Here is a 16,309-nt window from a genome sequence, read left to right as displayed (position 1 = left end):
GGAGAATAAAAATGAGAAACGTGCAATACGGAATTAGCCCACTGACTTGGACAAACGATGACATGCCAGAACTTGGCGGCGATATCCCATTGGAAACGTGTTTAAGCGAAATGGCAGAAGCTGGCTTCACTGGTACTGAACTAGGTACAAAATACCCTCGCGAGCCTGAAGTACTTATCCCGTTACTTGAACAACACGGTTTAGTTCTGGCATCAGGCTGGTATAGCGGCAATCTGATGACGTTATCTGCGGAGGAAGAAATCGCGGCAATGCAAGAGCATATCAAGCTTTTGAAAGCAGCAGGTTGCAAGGCAATGGTATTTGGTGAGGTGAGCAACACGGTTCATGGAGACATCAACACACCACTCTCTCAACGCGTTATTCTAACCATGGATCAGTGGAAGACCTATTGTGAGAAGCTGACCACAGTTGCTGAGTATCTTCTAAATGAGCATGACATCAAGCTCTCTTTCCATCATCACGTAGGCACGATTTGTGAGACAGAAGATGACATCAATCTGCTGATGGAGTTTTCTGGCGAAGCGGTTCACCTAACTCTAGATACTGGCCACATCACCTACGGTGGTGGCAACCCAGTCACCATGATCGAGCGTTGGGGTCATCGCATCGGTCACATGCACTTTAAAGATTTGCGTTTAGACGTAATGAAAACAGCGCGTGATGCAGACAAGTCATTCCTTAACGCTGTGTTAGACGGTGTATTCACCGTGCCGGGTACAGGTGACGTTGACTACGATGACGTGTTTGCTGCACTGAAAGCTCGTAACTATTCAGGTTGGCTATTAGTCGAGGCAGAGCAGGACCCTGCAAAAGCACATCCTCTGACATACGCTAAAACGGCATACGAAAACATCACAGGCTACGCGAACAAGTACGGCCTATAAGTCTCTATAGGGGGGAGTTAATCCCCCCATTTTATCAAGCTACATATACCCTCAATAACCGTAGCTGATGAGCAATAAATAATAATGATACCGGGGAAGACAATGAATACTGTACGTTTAACTGTTGCAGAAGCATTAGCACAATACCTAGCAGCGCAAATGATCGAAGTTGATGGCAAAAAAGAGCAGCTTTTTGGTGCTGCATTTGCCATCTTTGGCCACGGCAATGTAACTTGTTTTGGGCAGCAACTCAAAAATATCGAAGACAAAATTCCAACTTGGCGTGGCCAGAATGAACAGTCTATGGCGACTGCGGCAATTGCTTACGCTAAAGCGAATAAACGCCAGCGTATCGGTATCGCAACCAGTTCTATCGGCCCGGGGGCAACCAACATGGTGACGGCCGCTGGTATTGCACACACTAACCGTCTTCCGGTTCTTCTTATTGCTGGCGACGCTTATGTTAGCCGATTGCCAGACCCTGTTCTTCAGCAACCAGAGAACTTCTACGATCCATCAATTACATGTAATGATACTTTTAAGCCTTTGACTCGCTACTGGGATCGCATTATTTCTCCTACACAGCTAATGCACTCACTACCTCAAGCGATTGATACCATGCTTGATCCAGAAACGTGTGGCCCTGCATTCATTGGCCTGCCTCAAGACATACAAGGTGTGGCTTATGATTTCCCAGAAGTTTTCTTCGCAGAGAAAGTCCATCGTATTCGTCGTCCAGAGCCTGAGCAGGCAGACCTAGAAGATGCAAAAGCGGCGCTTTTGAGCGCAGAAAAACCATTGGTTATCTCAGGTGGTGGTGTGCACTACTCACTGGCAACCGACGAGCTGGCTGCTTTCGCTAAAAAACACAATATTCCAGTGGTTGAAACCATTGCGGGTCGCGCCACTATGTTGCAGGACAATCCGCTAAACGCAGGCCCTATTGGTGTCACAGGTTCAGATTCTGCTAATTACATGGCTGCGCATGCTGATGTGGTTTTAGCAATTGGTACGCGCCTGCAAGATTTTACGACGGGCTCTTGGAGCGTATTCAAAAATCCAAACATGAAGCTAGTCACTATCAATACAGCACGTTTCGATGCGATTAAGCACCGTGCTATTCCAGTTAAAGCGGACGCTAAGCGTGGTCTCGTTGAACTGTCGAAGTTACTGGGTGATTTCCGCAGTGGTGATGAGTGGGCGTCAACCGCGAAAGCCCAAGCAGACGAGTGGAAAGCATTAGTTCATCGCCGTACAAATCCTCAAGCGGGCGAATTGCTACCGGGTTTAACGTCTTATGCTCAAGTTATTGGCAAATTGAACAAGGCAATGGAGCCTGGAGATACAGTATTAACCGCTGCTGGCGGCCTGCCTGCAGAGCTGGCGATGAACTGGCAGAACTACCAGATTGGTAAGTTTGATGTTGAATTCGGCTTCTCATGCATGGGTTATGAAATCGCTGGAGGGTGGGGCGCGAAAGTCGCAAACCCTGATAATGATGTGGTGGTACTTGTGGGCGATGGCTCTTACCTCATCCAAAATTCAGACATTTACTCTTCTGTGCTGACTGGCCATAAGATGATTGTCGTGGTGTGTGATAACGGCGGCTTTGCGGTTATTAACAAGCTTCAAAACAACACCGGTAATGAATCATTCAACAACCTGCTAGAAGACTGTCGCCGCCCTGATGGTGAAGTCGCGAGAGTTGATTTCGCAAAACATGCGGAAGCGCAAGGTGCTATCAGTGAAAAACTGACTTCTGTTGATGAGCTTGACGCTGCATTCCTTCGCGCCAAAGAAGCTGATCGTACCTACGTTATTGTGTTGGACATTGACCCAGTATCCCCGGCGGCTTGGTCTAAGTGTGACTGCTGGTGGGAAGTTGGCCTCCCTGAGGTGACTCGTAATGACAACACCGCTCAGAAAGTGGCGGACTGGGAAGAAGGCCGCTCGACTCAACGTGCTGGTGTTTAAAACCAAATTTTCTTGAAGATTAAATCAAATATTAATAGGGCTCGAAAGAGCCCACCAAGGAGTCTGACATGTTTAATGAAGAACGTCATTTTGAACAACCAATTCGCTGGGCAATGGTCGGCGGCGGCCGTGGAAGTCAAATCGGTTACTCACACCGTAATGCAGCAACACGTGACGGTTTGTTCAAATTGGTAGCGGGAGCGTTTGACCTAGACCCACAGCGTTGCCGTGATTTCGGCGAAAACTTAGGTGTCGATGGCAACCGCTGTTATGCAAGCTATAAAGAGATGTTTGAGCAAGAAGCTCAGCGTGAAGACGGTATTCAAGCCGTCTCTATTGCAACGCCAAACTCAACGCATTATGAGATTTGTAAAGCAGCGTTAGAGGCGAACCTTCACGTGGTTTGTGAAAAGCCTATTACTTTCACAACAGAAGAGGCTGAAGAGCTAAAACTGATCGCTGCAGAGCGCAATCGCGTGATTGGCGTGATGTATGGCTACACGGGTTTCCCGATGGTGCAGCAGGCACGTGAAATGGTCAAGCGCGGTGATTTAGGCGAGATTCGTGTTGTGAACATGCAGTTCGCTCATGGTTTCCACAATGAAGAGTACGAAAAGAATGACCCAGGTTTGAAATGGCGTGTCAGCCCAGAAGTTTCAGGCCCAACGTATGTACTCGGTGATATCGGTACTCATGCTTTTTACCTGAGCGAAGTGATGACAGGGCTAGAAATCGACCGTCTAGCTTGTATGCGTCAAAGCTTCATCGAGTCACGTGCACCACTCGAAGATAACGCCCACATCATGATGCAGTTTAAAGGCGGTGCAGTGGGCACACTATGGGCATCAGCGGTTAACGCAGGCTCAATGCACCAACAGAAAATCCGCATTGTAGGCTCAAAAGCGTCTATCGAATGGTGGGATGAGTATCCAAACCAACTTCGCTATGAGGTTCAAGGTGAAGCACCACGCGTACTGGAGCGTGGTATGGGATATCTCTACCAAGATGCTGAAGGTGTGGCTTCAAACCGAGTGGGTGGCGGACACGCAGAAGGTTACTTCGAGTCATGGGCAAACCTTTATCACCGCTTTGCAATGGCATTTGATGCGGCAAATCGCGATGACCAAGCAGCACTAGCGGACATTTGGTTCCCTGGTATTGATGCGGGCATCGAAGGCGTGCGCTTGTGTGAAAAATGTGTCGAGTCAGCCGATCAAGGTGCGGCTTGGGTTGAATACAAATAGTAGGAAAGACGATGACAAAAATTGCACTTCAACAAAATAGACCGTTGGATGCCATCGTTTTGGGACGAGCGGGCGTAGATCTCTACGCTCGTGAGTCAAAAACAGATATGGCAGATATCTCAGGCTTTAACAAGTTTGTTGGTGGCTCAGCAGCAAATATCGCAGTGGCAGTGAGCAAGCTAGGCGGAAAAGTTGGTTTTATTGGTTGTGTCGCTCAAGACTCTTTTGGTGACTACGTCAAGCAGTACATGTCGGGACAGGGTATCAACCTTGATGGCATGAAATCGGATGCTTCTGGCTCGCGTACATCGGTTGCGTTTACAGAGATGAAGCCGAAAGACTGCACGGTGATCATCTATCGCAACAATGCGTCTGATTTAACGATCAAACCAGAAGAGATTGATCCAGATTACATCGCAAAATCAAAGGTGCTTGTTGTTACAGGAACAGCGCTTTCCGAAAGCCCAAGCCGTGAAGCAACATTAATTGCGATGCAACATGCTCGTCGTAGCAACACATTGGTTGTGCTGGATGTTGATTACCGTCCTTATTCATGGCGTACGGATACGGATGCTTCAATTTACTACGGTATTGCTGCTGGCCTCTCAGACATTGTGATTGGCAATCGTGAAGAGTTCGACATGATGGAGACGGTACTTGCCCCGGGTAATACCGATGATGATCAAACAGCAGAGCGCTTTTTATGCGAGAACACTCAAATTGTGGTGATTAAGGCCGGTGAGTTTGGCTCCAAGGTTTACTGCTGTGATGGACATAGATTTGAGCAAGGCATCTTCCGAGTTGAAGCCAATAAGCCATTCGGCTCAGGAGACTCATTTGCGGGTGGGCTTATCTGGACGTTAACGACAGGCGGGTCACTCGAAGAGGGGGTGCGCAACGGCACAGCAGCCGCAGCGATCAATGTCAGCAGCGACAGCTGTACTGAGGCAATGCCAACTAAAGAGCAGTTATTCGATTTTATTGAGACGAGAAGTTAAGGGGTCAGTCAGTGTGTCCGGCACTGACGCCTCGACCCTATGTCTCCCGGGTCGGTATATCGTTTGAGGGGAACTGATAATGATGTGCACACCATCGTGGCCCGGTTTTTTATACCAAGCAGGTTAATGACGGATTTTGCAGCCTTAGCATTAAGGCTCTAGTGAGGAAAACGATAATGGGTAAACATATTCCCCCTTTTGATAACAAGAATGAAGCAATTGTTGGCGCAAATGATGACGTCACGCCGCTTTGCTATTTCAACCAAGTCTTCTTAAAACAAAATGAAAAATTTGACCACAGCGTTGAAGGATACGAAACCGTGATCGTTCTTGCTGGTGGCACCTGTTGTATCACGGTTTCAAAAGACGGAAGCAGCGAAACATTCGATAATATTGGTAAGCGTAAGTCAGTGTGGGATGCTAACCCTGAAGCGGTATACGTTCCACTTGGTTATACTGCTGAAATCTCATGTGTCAGCGATAATGCTGACATTATGATCGCGGGCGGTAAATTTGAAGCATCACTAGAACCATTCTGTGTACGTGAAGATACTGTTGATATCGTGCAATATGGCTCGGATGAAACCAAAACACACCGTAAGATCAAGCATGTACTCGGTCAGTCAAACTCTGAAAAGCGTGGGCGTCTATTGGTTAGTGAACTCTTCACTGTAGGTGCTGGGGGTTGGTCTGGTTTCCCACCACATAAGCACGATGAAGATCGTATCAAAGAAGATGGCAGCAAAGAAACCTTATATGAAGAGGTATACCAGTTCCGCTTCAATCCAGATTTCGGTTTTGGCGCTCAGTTCCTGTATGAGCACGAAGATGATTGCGGCCCAGTCTACCATGTGAAAACAGGGTCAGTGATTGCGATTGATAAAGGCTATCACCCAAGCGTTGCAGCGCCTGGTTATGAGATGTACTACTTCACTATCATTGTTGGCAAAACAGAAAAATCTTTGATTCAGCATTTCGACCCTCACCATGAGTATCAAGTCGAAACAATCCCTGGCATCAAAGACATGATCGCTAAGTTTAAATAGGGGATGACTATGCTTGTTTCATTAAAAGAATTGCTGCCTGAGGCCGCGAGTTCAAACTATGCTGTACCGTGTTTTAATGTGTTTGGTTACGAAGACGCCCGAGCAGTCGTAGAAGCTGCAGAGGAAGTAAACAAACCCGTTATCCTCGCATGCAACAAGGATGTTGCAGATTTTTATGGCGTTGAAACCGCAGCAGCGATGTTTCTGAACCTAGCGAATAACGCATCCGTGCCTGTTTGCTTGCACCTTGACCACACCTATGAAGAGGATATCGTTTATCGCGCACTTAAAGCTGGTTTCAGTTCGGTGATGTTTGATGGTTCACAATTAACGCTAGACGAGAATATTGCACGTACACGTAAAGTGGTTGAAGTTGCTCATGCATTGGGTGCGTCAGTGGAAGGTGAAATTGGCTCAGTGCCTTATGAAGAGGGACGTGATCACATTAAATCAATCTTCACTGAACCAGAAGATGCGGCGCGTTTTGCCAAAGAAACGGGTGTGGATGGCGTCGCTATTTCAGTGGGCAATGTGCATCGTTTAACTGAGCCAACAAGTAGCATCGATTTTGGTCGTCTTGATCGTATTGCAAGTGAGGTTTCGACCCCGTTGGTGATTCACGGTACAAGTGGTATCCGCGATGAGGATATTATCAAACTAAAGCTCAGCCGCGTATCGAAGTTCAATATCGGCACGTGTTTGCGCCAAGCGCTAGGGCATAACCTGCGCGATTACATGAATGAAGAGAGTGATAAATTTGATCGCATTTACTTCATGCGTAAAGCCATGCCACATGTGAAACAGGAAGCAATTCGTAATTTTGAACTGCTATTTTAAAATAAAGTCCCCAACGCTTTGATTGGGGACAGTTTATTTATTCGCTGCATTCGGTAATATAAGGGAGAGCAGTTTAAATGATGGATTTAGAAGTGGGTGCACCGCAAGACTTAGATACTCTTAAAGAGTTAATTTCTAAGCGCTACGATGGATTAAGTAGCCGTTTACAACAAGTCGCCAATTTTGTTACCGAGCAGCCTATGCTCGTTGCTGTTGAAACGATGGCGACGATTGCAAAGCAAGCGAATGTGCCGCTTTCCACGTTGAGCCGCTTTTCCAATGCGATGGGCTTTGATGGTTTTTCTTCCATGCAGGCCTTATTCCGTGAGCAGTACTTAAATCGACCTAGAGATTATAAAGAGCGAGTTCGTAAAGCTCGTGAAATGGAAGATGTGCCTCAAGATGCGCCACAGGCGATCTTCCAAGACTTCGGGCATGCCAATATTGAAGCGCTAGAGCAACTGCAATTGTCGGTTTCACCGCAGAAACTCGAGCGTGCAGTGGCCGTTATGGATAAAGCCAAGACTATCTACATCCAAGGTACACGCCGCGCTTACCCTGTTGCATTTTATCTTTGGTACGCTCTAATGAAGTCTGACAAAGACGTAGTGCTATTGGATGATCACGGGGGAATGCTTTCACCCCTGACACGCCGCATGAATGAAAATGACGTGCTTTTCGCGATCACCTACGCCCCTTATGCACAAGAGACCAGTGAGCTCATCGATGAAGCGTGTCAAAAGAACGTACCTATCGTATGCATCACCGATAATCAGATGACGCCACATGGCAGTAAAATGGAAGTCTGTTTTGAGGTACAAGAAGGTGAGTTAATGGGCTTCCGTTCGTTGAGTGCTTCGATGTATTTAGCGCAAACTCTAGCCGTTAGTCTTATTTGCCAAGAAGTAAAGTAAACTCCATCTGAACGAAATTTTGGGAACCAAGATCAAGTTGTCAGTTTAAATTCTATATTGGCAACTCTCCCCGTTAAACCGCTAATGAGTACTATTGAAGAATAGGGCTGGGGTTTCGTTCGGCTTTTATTTAAACAATAAAGCCTGAAAATGCATTTTAAGAAATAGATTCACACTATTTTGATTTAATGTGCGAGAGGGCAAACAAAGAGGTTACCCCCATGCGTTTTGCACTTCACGGAATGTGCTCACTGCACAGCAATATCCTTTCTGATGTTCGTTTAGCGAAAGAAACGGGTTATCAAGGTTTAGAGATCCATACGGAAAAGCTTTGGCGCTATATCAATGCCGGACTAACGGCTTCTCAGCTTCGATTGAGAATGGAGGAGTTTGGCATTGAGGCGACTGCGATCGACATTATCGGGGCGATAGAAGTGACCGACAAGGAGCGTAAAGCCAAGCTATTTTCTGATACGGAATTTCTGTGTCGTTTTGCCAATGAAGTGGGTGCTCCTACCATACAACTGAACGCGTTTGAGGGGCTAAATGGGCTGACTAAACAACAAAATATCGAATTGACGGCTCAGAACATCCGTCAAATTGCTGATATTGGGAAAAATTTCGGGATCCGCTTTCAATATGAAGGTGCCGCTTGGACACCTATCGCTAAGCTTGAGGACTATTACCGCCTGCATGATGCCGTTGGGCGCGATAACTTTGGATTTGTTCTTGATACTTGGCATCTCTGGGCATGTAGGGGCGCCTCTTTAGAGCAGGTGGCCGCGATTGACCCCTCACTGATCTACAACGTGCATATTTCGGATGGTGCTCGCCCTGCTGAATCAGAAGCTTGGCCTGATGAGCGAGAGTTGCGTGGCCATATTATTGGGCAAGGAGAGATCCCACTAAAAGAGTGGGTTGATGCGATTCGTCAGACGGGTTATGAGGGATTTTACTCAGGAGAATACCTCAATGACCAGTTATGGGAAGGGGATTATCACGATATCGCAAGTGACATGCTAGCGGGGATGAAACGCCTATTCTAAAGGTTAATTTATTGATTTAATTTGAACCGTAGGACGTGAGTACTGTTCGGTATTAGAAAATATTAACGTCCCAAATAGCCTTAAAATAGGAGCATCCTATGTTTAATATCGCACTGTTTGGTGCTGGCCGTATCGGTCAAGTGCATGCTACTAACATTGCTAATCATCCCAACACTTGTCTCTATTCATTAGTTGAGCCTTACGATGTGTTTGCTGAGCAGTTCTGCCATGAATACCCCGGTGTTATACGTCAGACTGTCGAACAAGCCTTTGATGATCCGAAGGTGGATGCAGTGGCTATTTGCTCTGCAACCGACACTCACGCAGACTATATCGAAATGGCTGCAAAAGCCGGTAAAGCTATCTTCTGTGAAAAGCCGATTGATCTCGATTTAAGTCGAGTACGAGATTGTCTTGGCGTGGTCGAGGAACATCAAGTTCCATTTTTACTGGGCTTTAACCGCCGTTTTGATCCACAGTTCAACGCGCTTAAAAAGGCGTTAAATAACGGAAAGATTGGTGCTCCTGCTAGTGTCATTATTACTTCGCGAGATCCGGCGCCACCGCCAGCACAATACGCTAAGACGTCCGGTGGCATGTTCAGAGACATGTCGATTCATGATTTAGATATGGCTCGGTTTATTCTCGGCGAGGATCCCGTTTCAATTTCTGCTCATGGTAGTTGTATGGTCGACCCAGAAATTGGAGAAGTGGGAGACATAGATACTAGCGTCATTGTGATGGAATTTCCGTCAGGCGCGATGGCGACGATTCACAATAGTCGCCGCTCTGGCTACGGTTATGATCAACGTGTCGAAGTCCATGGAGAAAAGGGCATGCTCCAAGTTGGAAACGCTTTGGAGAATCTTGTAACACTGAGTGCCGAGCAAGGGCAGCAGCGAGCGAACCCTGAACACTTCTTTTTGCAGCGTTATCATCAAGCCTACGTCTCTGAATGGCAGCACTTTGTTGATGTGTTGAACGGTGCTGCACCAAGCTGCACTGGATTAGATGGCGAGCTCGCCCTCAACCTTGCTGAAAAAGCGCTTGATTCTATGACGACAAAACAGACGGTTATTGTCTCATAAGCAAAGAGACAACCCGATGACCGAACCAAAGTCATCGGGTTATTAATGTTCTCAGAACCTTACATCCGCTGTTTCTCAAATAATAGAGCCCCTTCTCCTACAATAGAAGAGACTCAAACGTTATTGGAGGCGGCATGCTTTGGATTGTAATTAAGCTGTTTGCGACTGCATCGATTATTGTTTTAGTTTCGGAGATTGCTAAGCGCAGCGATAAGTTGGGCGCTCTGGTGGCGGCGTTGCCTATGGTCACCATTTTAGCGTTAATTTGGATGTATATAGAGGGCCAAGGGCAAGAGAAGCTGGCAAATCACGCCTACTATACCTTTTGGTATGTCATACCAACCCTACCGATGTTTTTGTTGTTTCCCTATCTGCTAGGAAAGTTATCTTTTTGGTTTAGCCTATTTGTCTGTGCGTTTGTCTCACTGTTTTGTTTTTGGGTGGTGGTAGTGGTTGCGCGTTCATTTGGTGTTGATCTAATCTTATGATTTTTAGCAGCTTAGGAGAATGAATGAGTCAAAATGCGGTGGAACAAGCGTTAGCGAATATTAAGAGTAAATCAGTGGGAGGTGAATACTCGAAAGGTCACAGTGTCACCATAAATTTCCACCCTGATAGGTTGACTGCTACAGGTAAGCCTTTGCTGGCAGCAATCGCTGACGATGGCTTTCTAAAATCTCAATTTGAAACCGGAACCAGCAATGGTGGCCTGACAGCGTATCAAGGTGGAGAGCGCTGGCTTTGGGAACAGCGAGTGTTTGATGGTGCTTATGACCAAGCCGCAGAGTGTTTGAGGCCTAAATATGGGGCGCTGAACTATCGCCAGTATGGTATGGGAGCATCCCCAAGATTTGGCTCGGCGTATTTTGAGCTAAAACCTCAAGTATTGGAGCGTACAACATTTTGTTATCCGGATAGCTTCTTTGAGCCAGAAGATTTTGCGGTATCAAGGGGGCTTGATGTTTTGATAGAGAAGGCCCTCTCGGACGATCAAGACAGGTTGGATGATTACATTGAGGCGCATATCCATGGTGAAGTCTCTGTGAAAGATGACATCGCGTGCGTGGTGCTTGATCCTGTCTACCGAGGAACAGATATTGAGAAGCACGCACGCCAATTAGGTGTCCCAGTTCGTTGGCATCAAGGTTTCGAGCTGAGTATCGATGAGATGAGCGCCCATCCAGACTATCGTGGGCAGCAGTATATTGAATTGGCGAAAGAGATTGCTAGTGAAGGGGTTGTAAACCCACTGCTCATAGGATTAGCGGTGACCAGACAAGGTTACGATGAGCAGGATGTGAAAAAGGTTTGGCATTACCTTGCCAGGTTTGGCTATTGTGCCTCTAGCAAATAGATTTCGATATTCTTCGTAAATACTAAACGAAAAAGCCCTCACTTCTTGCGAAGTCGAGGGCTTTGTTTTCATCAGGTATTTGTAACTAGATTAGAAACCTAGTGGGATACCGAATGTGAAGAAACCGATAAGTAGTGCTGTCCAAGACAGTAGGAATGCCACTGAGTACGGCACCATCATCGCGATAACGTCACCAAAGCTTAGCTCTGGCTTGTATTTACGCATGAACGCTAGGATAACACCCGCATACGTCATCATTGGTGTGATGATGTTGGTGGATGAATCCGCTACGCGGTAAGCTGCTGCTACCATGTCAGGCGTCATATCTGGGTTTACTTGGTATAGCATCGGTACAAAGATTGGACCAAGAAGCATCCACTTTGAAGTTAGGCCGCCTACGAACAAGTTGATGATACCCGTTACTACAATGAAACCGATGATCAGCAAAATAGGGAACTGTTGTAGACCAAGCATCTCTAGGAAGCTAGCACCTAAGTAAGTGACATAGGTACCAAGACCTGAGTAACTCATCAACGCAAGGAAGTTATAACAGAAGAACGTTAGAACCAAAACGTAACCCATCGTGTTCATTTGCTTAACCATTGAGGTTACAACATCTTGAACATTCTTAAACTTACCTACAGCGAAGCCATAGAATGCACCCACGATCGTAAATACAAGTGCAATAAGAATGATTACGTTGTCCAAGTATGGGGTTACTTCACGACCTGCTTCGTTGGTGTAAGTCGCAAGGGGCCCGATAGCAAGTCCAGCAATAATCAGAAGAGAGACGATAAGGCCGATACCAGCTGCTTTTAGGCCACGATTTTCAGCATCGCTTACTGCAAAGTTCTCTAAACCGATATCTTCAGGAATCGTGTATTCCATTTTTTCAAGGCGAGGAGCAACAAATTTTGCTGTTACCCACGCACCGACACCTGCTAGCAGGAATGTAGATATCAGGATAAAGTAATAGTGCATCGTCGCAGGGTTGAGTTCACGACCATCTGCAGCTTCAAACGGAATACCTTGTGCTTCTGCAAAGATGCGAGCGTTTGCACCGATAATGACATCGACAGGTGTCGCTGGAATTAGGTTAGCACTGAAACCCGCTGATACACCTGCGAATGCTGCAGCCATACCGATAAGTGGGTTCTTGCCAAGGCCTGCGTAGAGCATACCTGCTAGAGGGATAAGAACAAGATAGCCTGCGTCAGTCGCAATCGAGCTCATAATACCCAAAAAGACAACTAAAACTGGAAGGTATTTGTCATTGATGCGAAGACCGACTTTCTTGATCACAGCAGCTAGCATGCCTGAGTTCTCAGCCACACCCACACCCAGCATCACGATTAGGATGACACCCAATACGCCGCCACCGAAGCCCAACCAGTTGGCTAGAATCGCGTTGTCGAACAACCAACGGACGCTCTCTGTGTCAGTCATGCTCTTGATCGAGTACTGAATCATACCGCCATCTGCACCGAGCGCTTCAAACTGAAGGCCGCCGATCATTGCTGTTAGCACAATGCTAAATGCAAATAGGAACATGAAGATGATCACGGGATCAGGGATTTTTTTACCAGCTCTTTCAATAAAGCCAATCACGCCCGAACTGCTAGGCTGTGGTTGCGCTTGTGCTTGTGCATCACTCACAATGGTGTCTCCGTACAACATTTTTAACAGGAAGTGCGAAACCTAACAGGAATATCCGTACTAGTAAAATAGTACGAGGCCATTCGTTGTGAAGCATTGTGCTACACAGAACGATAATTGCTTCTAGTTTAAAAGTGTGATGGCAATCAATTTTGGTCTATTTATCTAACATTTTGCCCCTGGGGTAGTGCATTTAACTAAATTTAAAATTTTTTCCAGTTTCATAGCTTGCAAATACATTGTTAATTAGAGGTGTGTTTTGTGTTGGTCAAATGCTCATTTTATTTACCTATTTACCTCTTCCGATACAATTAATCAGACTATTCGCTCGTAAATTATGCGAATAACCAGTGATTAATAGCACCCATCCGGCAATGTGTTACCATGATGTTCTACATAAAGTAATCAGGGATAGATTCATGAAAATTGGGGTTATTGGCGCTGGTGCCGTGGGTGTTGGCATTTGTAACTACTTGCTGACAATGGGAAGTGTCAGTGAGCTTGTCTTACTAGACAACAATCTCAAGCGTGCTGAAGGAGAGGTCTTCGACTTCCGTCATACCGCAGCACTCACTTTCTCAAAAAACACGCATATTGTGCCAACCGATGACTACATGGCATTGGTTCAAGCCGATATTGTGGTGATTACCGCCGGTGCGCAGATTAAGCAGGGCCAAACGCGTTTAGATCTGGCTGAAGTGAACAGTAAAATTGGTGTCGATATCGCTAAGCAAATCGAGAAAGTCGCGCCTAACGCTATTTTGATCGTGGTGAGCAACCCTTGCGATATCGTGGCGCACTTCATCACGCAGAATACAAGTTTTGTTCCTTCAAAAGTGATCAGCAGTGGCTGTGTAATCGATACGGCGCGCCTAATGACCATCGTCGCCAATCGTGTCGACTTGGATCCGAAAAATGTCTTTGGTTATGTTCTTGGCGAACATGGTAGCAACTGTTTTACCCCGAAAAGTCTGATTTCAATCGCGGGCCAGCCCGCAGATTATTACTGCGATACCCAACATATTCCACGCATTGACGCCGATGATCTACTTGAGTCGGTAAAGCAGGCAGGATATGAGATCTTCAAGCGTAAACAGAACACGACGCATGGCATTGCCGCGAGTGTATTCCGAATCATTCAGGCGATCAGTATCAACGAGCGATCGGTTTTGCCGGTTGCGAAGCTGCTTCAAGGAGAGTATGGTTTGGATAACGTCGTGTTAAGCCTTCCTATGGTGATTGGACGCAACGGTGCAGAAACCGTGCTCAAACACCCATTTACTGTCGATGAGTTAGAGACGCTTAACACAATTTCTCTGAGTATCAAGCAGACGGTCAAACAAGTCGCTGAGAAAACACAATTAACAGTGTAAATTGATCAATTAGGATCTTTTTTTCTCTACGTTAGATCTCGTAAAGTCCTGCGATTCTTTACCCTACACCTGCCGTTTATTGACTATGCTTTCGCTAAAAGACTTTAGCGAGAGCATAGGTATGAAAGCAAACAATCTATTAGAGCAGTTACCAACTGATCTTTCTTTGGAAGTGATTGAAAATATTGTCACTTCCGATAAGGTGAGGATTGAGCGCATTGTTTCACTCGGGCACACCTCACCAGAGTTGGGTTGGTATGATCAGGAGGAACATGAGTGGGTAATGGTGTTGAGTGGCCACGGTGTTTTGGATTTCGAAGAGGGTGGAACGGTTCATTTGAAAGCGGGAGATGCAATCAACATTCCTGCGCATACCAGACATAAGGTATTAGCAACAGCACTGGATGAGCCAACGGTTTGGCTTGCGGTTTTCTACTAGGGTTAGCATATTTCAGGGAGAGAGTATGACGAAAGTGATTTTGCAGGGCAGCATTGAAATTCCAGCCGCTTGCTATGAACAAGTCTTGAGGGAGCTGCCTGAACATATCAGGCTGACTCGACAAGAAACAGGGTGTTTGGTTTTCAAAGTGGAGCCATGTTCAGAGAATCGTTATCGTTACAGTGTCTATGAAGAGTTTTCGTCTCCAGAAGCGTTTGAAGCTCACCAAGAGCGCGTGCGTCACTCAGTCTGGGGTCAAGTGACAACACATGTCAAACGCGACTACCAAATTACAGAAGGGTCAGTTTAGATTGCTGCAACACATCTCGATAAAGCGGGAAAAATTGTTCTTCTAGCTGATCATAATGGTCACTGAGTCCATCGGCGCAGTTGGCCAGTACCCCCATTCTCAGGCTTCTTTGAGACATTCGCTGCAGCGCGTAAGCAATATTATCAAAATCTGCATACGACTCTAGCCAGCGTCCTCGCCACATGTGTTGCGTGACTTGAGTAAAGCGCTCCGGTAATGGTTTATGTGACCGCGTAACAATTAGCTCGGAGTATTCAACAAAATCCCTCAATGGCGCTGGATGGAACTCCCCCCAATGCTTTGCCAAGCAGTGATCCCAAAACATATCCAACGCGATGGGCGCAAAGCGTCGCTGCTCTTTCTCAAACCATTGCTTGCTGCTTTTGACGATAGTGTGCGAATCGGTATAAGAATCAACAAATCGGTGCAGACGTATACCGTTTGCAATTGCTTGTGGATACTGCTTATCGGGATCTCCCTTAACGAAGTCACCAAGAAGGTTACCTAGTAGACTACTTTGGCAGTGATCAGCGATGTGTAGGTGAGCAAGAAAATTCATTGGCGTGTTAGATTGTTGGTGGGCAAGTGAAAGGTTTGTCATTATTTGAGTATAATACATGCTCTATAAGCAATGAACGATAAGCAGCGATATGGCAAAGGAGCGGCCAATGATCAAATCGGTAGGGGGAGTTCAAGTGAAGGTGCGTCATCGCGCATCATGTCACTGTGGAGCGGTACAACTTGAGTTACATTTGCCGAGTGGTATAGAGAAACCGCGTCGGTGTGATTGTTCTATGTGCCGCAGAAAAGGGGCGATTGTTGGCTCCGTGAAGCTGGATGGGATTAAGATCATCAAAGGTGCAGAGAGTCTCAAGCTCTATCAATTCAATACGTATACGGCAAAGCACTACTTTTGCTCGAACTGTGGCATATACACCCATCATCAAAGGCGTTCGGACCCCACAGAGTATGGGTACAACATTGGATGCTTAGAAGGTATCAACCCCTACGAACTCACCGATATTGTCGTCAATGATGGGGTAAATCATCCTTCTGATCGTACGTGAGGGTTATTTGAATTTGTGATCTTTTTATGAAACCTATTGACACATCGATTAATAAATA

17 protein-coding genes are annotated in these 16,309 nt (G+C 46.3%); 15 read left to right on the top strand and 2 right to left on the bottom strand.

The window, feature by feature from the left end; translation table 11 throughout:
- Window positions 1-11 precede the first annotated feature (11 nt).
- From iolE to GT360_RS18605, 11 genes are all read left to right on the top strand, one after another.
- The gene (iolE, locus tag GT360_RS18655) at window positions 12-905 is read left to right on the top strand and encodes a myo-inosose-2 dehydratase (protein WP_164650457.1); all 894 of its coding nucleotides are present in this window, start codon (window positions 12-14) and stop codon (window positions 903-905) included.
- A gap of 102 nt (window positions 906-1,007) precedes the next feature.
- Entirely contained in the window at window positions 1,008-2,879 is a 1,872-nt protein-coding gene (gene iolD, locus GT360_RS18650; RefSeq protein ID WP_164650456.1) for a 3D-(3,5/4)-trihydroxycyclohexane-1,2-dione acylhydrolase (decyclizing), read from the top strand.
- A 68-nt stretch (window positions 2,880-2,947) separates the two neighbouring features.
- Window positions 2,948-4,123 (top strand): Gfo/Idh/MocA family protein, encoded by a 1,176-nt coding sequence (locus GT360_RS18645; RefSeq protein WP_164650455.1) that lies wholly within the window; start codon window positions 2,948-2,950, stop codon window positions 4,121-4,123.
- An 11-nt stretch (window positions 4,124-4,134) separates the two neighbouring features.
- Window positions 4,135-5,121, top strand: coding sequence for a 5-dehydro-2-deoxygluconokinase (gene iolC / locus GT360_RS18640; protein WP_164650454.1), 987 nt, complete (start codon window positions 4,135-4,137; stop codon window positions 5,119-5,121).
- A gap of 176 nt (window positions 5,122-5,297) precedes the next feature.
- Entirely contained in the window at window positions 5,298-6,167 is an 870-nt protein-coding gene (locus GT360_RS18635) for a 5-deoxy-glucuronate isomerase (protein ID WP_164650453.1), read from the top strand.
- A 9-nt stretch (window positions 6,168-6,176) separates the two neighbouring features.
- Entirely contained in the window at window positions 6,177-7,004 is an 828-nt protein-coding gene (locus GT360_RS18630) for a class II fructose-bisphosphate aldolase (RefSeq protein WP_164650452.1), read from the top strand.
- 80 nt (window positions 7,005-7,084) lie between these two features.
- A complete protein-coding gene (locus tag GT360_RS18625) occupies window positions 7,085-7,918 on the top strand; it encodes a MurR/RpiR family transcriptional regulator (protein WP_164651158.1) in 834 nt (277 codons plus the stop codon).
- Between the two features lie 221 nt (window positions 7,919-8,139).
- A complete protein-coding gene (locus tag GT360_RS18620) occupies window positions 8,140-8,964 on the top strand; it encodes a sugar phosphate isomerase/epimerase family protein (protein ID WP_164650451.1) in 825 nt (274 codons plus the stop codon).
- Window positions 8,965-9,062: 98 nt separating this feature from the next.
- A complete protein-coding gene (gene iolG, locus GT360_RS18615) occupies window positions 9,063-10,052 on the top strand; it encodes an inositol 2-dehydrogenase (protein WP_164650450.1) in 990 nt (329 codons plus the stop codon).
- 134 nt (window positions 10,053-10,186) lie between these two features.
- On the top strand, window positions 10,187-10,540 hold the full coding sequence (locus GT360_RS18610) for a DUF3147 family protein (protein ID WP_164650449.1): 354 nt from the start codon (window positions 10,187-10,189) through the stop codon (window positions 10,538-10,540).
- 23 nt (window positions 10,541-10,563) lie between these two features.
- Window positions 10,564-11,406: a DUF3626 domain-containing protein gene (locus tag GT360_RS18605; protein WP_164650448.1), complete on the top strand. Its 843-nt coding sequence runs from the start codon at window positions 10,564-10,566 to the stop codon at window positions 11,404-11,406.
- Between the two features lie 90 nt (window positions 11,407-11,496).
- On the opposite strand, the gene GT360_RS18600 is transcribed toward GT360_RS18605, so the two are convergent.
- Complete coding sequence (locus tag GT360_RS18600; RefSeq protein ID WP_239502645.1) at window positions 11,497-13,062, bottom strand: AbgT family transporter; 1,566 nt, start codon at window positions 13,060-13,062, stop codon at window positions 11,497-11,499.
- Window positions 13,063-13,481: 419 nt separating this feature from the next.
- On the opposite strand from GT360_RS18600, the gene GT360_RS18595 reads away from it, so the two are divergent.
- The 3 genes from GT360_RS18595 (at window position 13,482) to GT360_RS18585 (ending at window position 15,184) form a co-directional block, all read left to right on the top strand.
- Window positions 13,482-14,435: a lactate/malate family dehydrogenase gene (locus tag GT360_RS18595; protein WP_164650446.1), complete on the top strand. Its 954-nt coding sequence runs from the start codon at window positions 13,482-13,484 to the stop codon at window positions 14,433-14,435.
- 121 nt (window positions 14,436-14,556) lie between these two features.
- A complete protein-coding gene (locus tag GT360_RS18590; protein ID WP_164650445.1) occupies window positions 14,557-14,874 on the top strand; it encodes a cupin domain-containing protein in 318 nt (105 codons plus the stop codon).
- 25 nt (window positions 14,875-14,899) lie between these two features.
- The gene (locus GT360_RS18585; RefSeq protein ID WP_164650444.1) at window positions 14,900-15,184 is read left to right on the top strand and encodes a putative quinol monooxygenase; all 285 of its coding nucleotides are present in this window, start codon (window positions 14,900-14,902) and stop codon (window positions 15,182-15,184) included.
- On the opposite strand, the gene GT360_RS18580 is transcribed toward GT360_RS18585, so the two are convergent.
- Window positions 15,165-15,743 (bottom strand): acyl carrier protein phosphodiesterase, encoded by a 579-nt coding sequence (locus GT360_RS18580; RefSeq protein ID WP_164651157.1) that lies wholly within the window; start codon window positions 15,741-15,743, stop codon window positions 15,165-15,167. The genes GT360_RS18585 and GT360_RS18580 overlap by 20 nt on opposite strands.
- 109 nt (window positions 15,744-15,852) lie before the next feature.
- Here GT360_RS18580 and GT360_RS18575 point away from each other — a divergent pair, with 109 nt between their 5' ends.
- Entirely contained in the window at window positions 15,853-16,251 is a 399-nt protein-coding gene (locus GT360_RS18575) for a GFA family protein (RefSeq protein ID WP_164650443.1), read from the top strand.
- Window positions 16,252-16,309: the final 58 nt, after the last annotated feature.

It is taken from the genome of Vibrio astriarenae (assembly GCF_010587385.1).
Taxonomy (GTDB): Bacteria; Pseudomonadota; Gammaproteobacteria; order Enterobacterales; family Vibrionaceae; genus Vibrio; species Vibrio astriarenae.
Note: the sequence above shows the minus strand (reverse complement) of the source record. Positions and strands in the feature narration are given on the sequence as shown.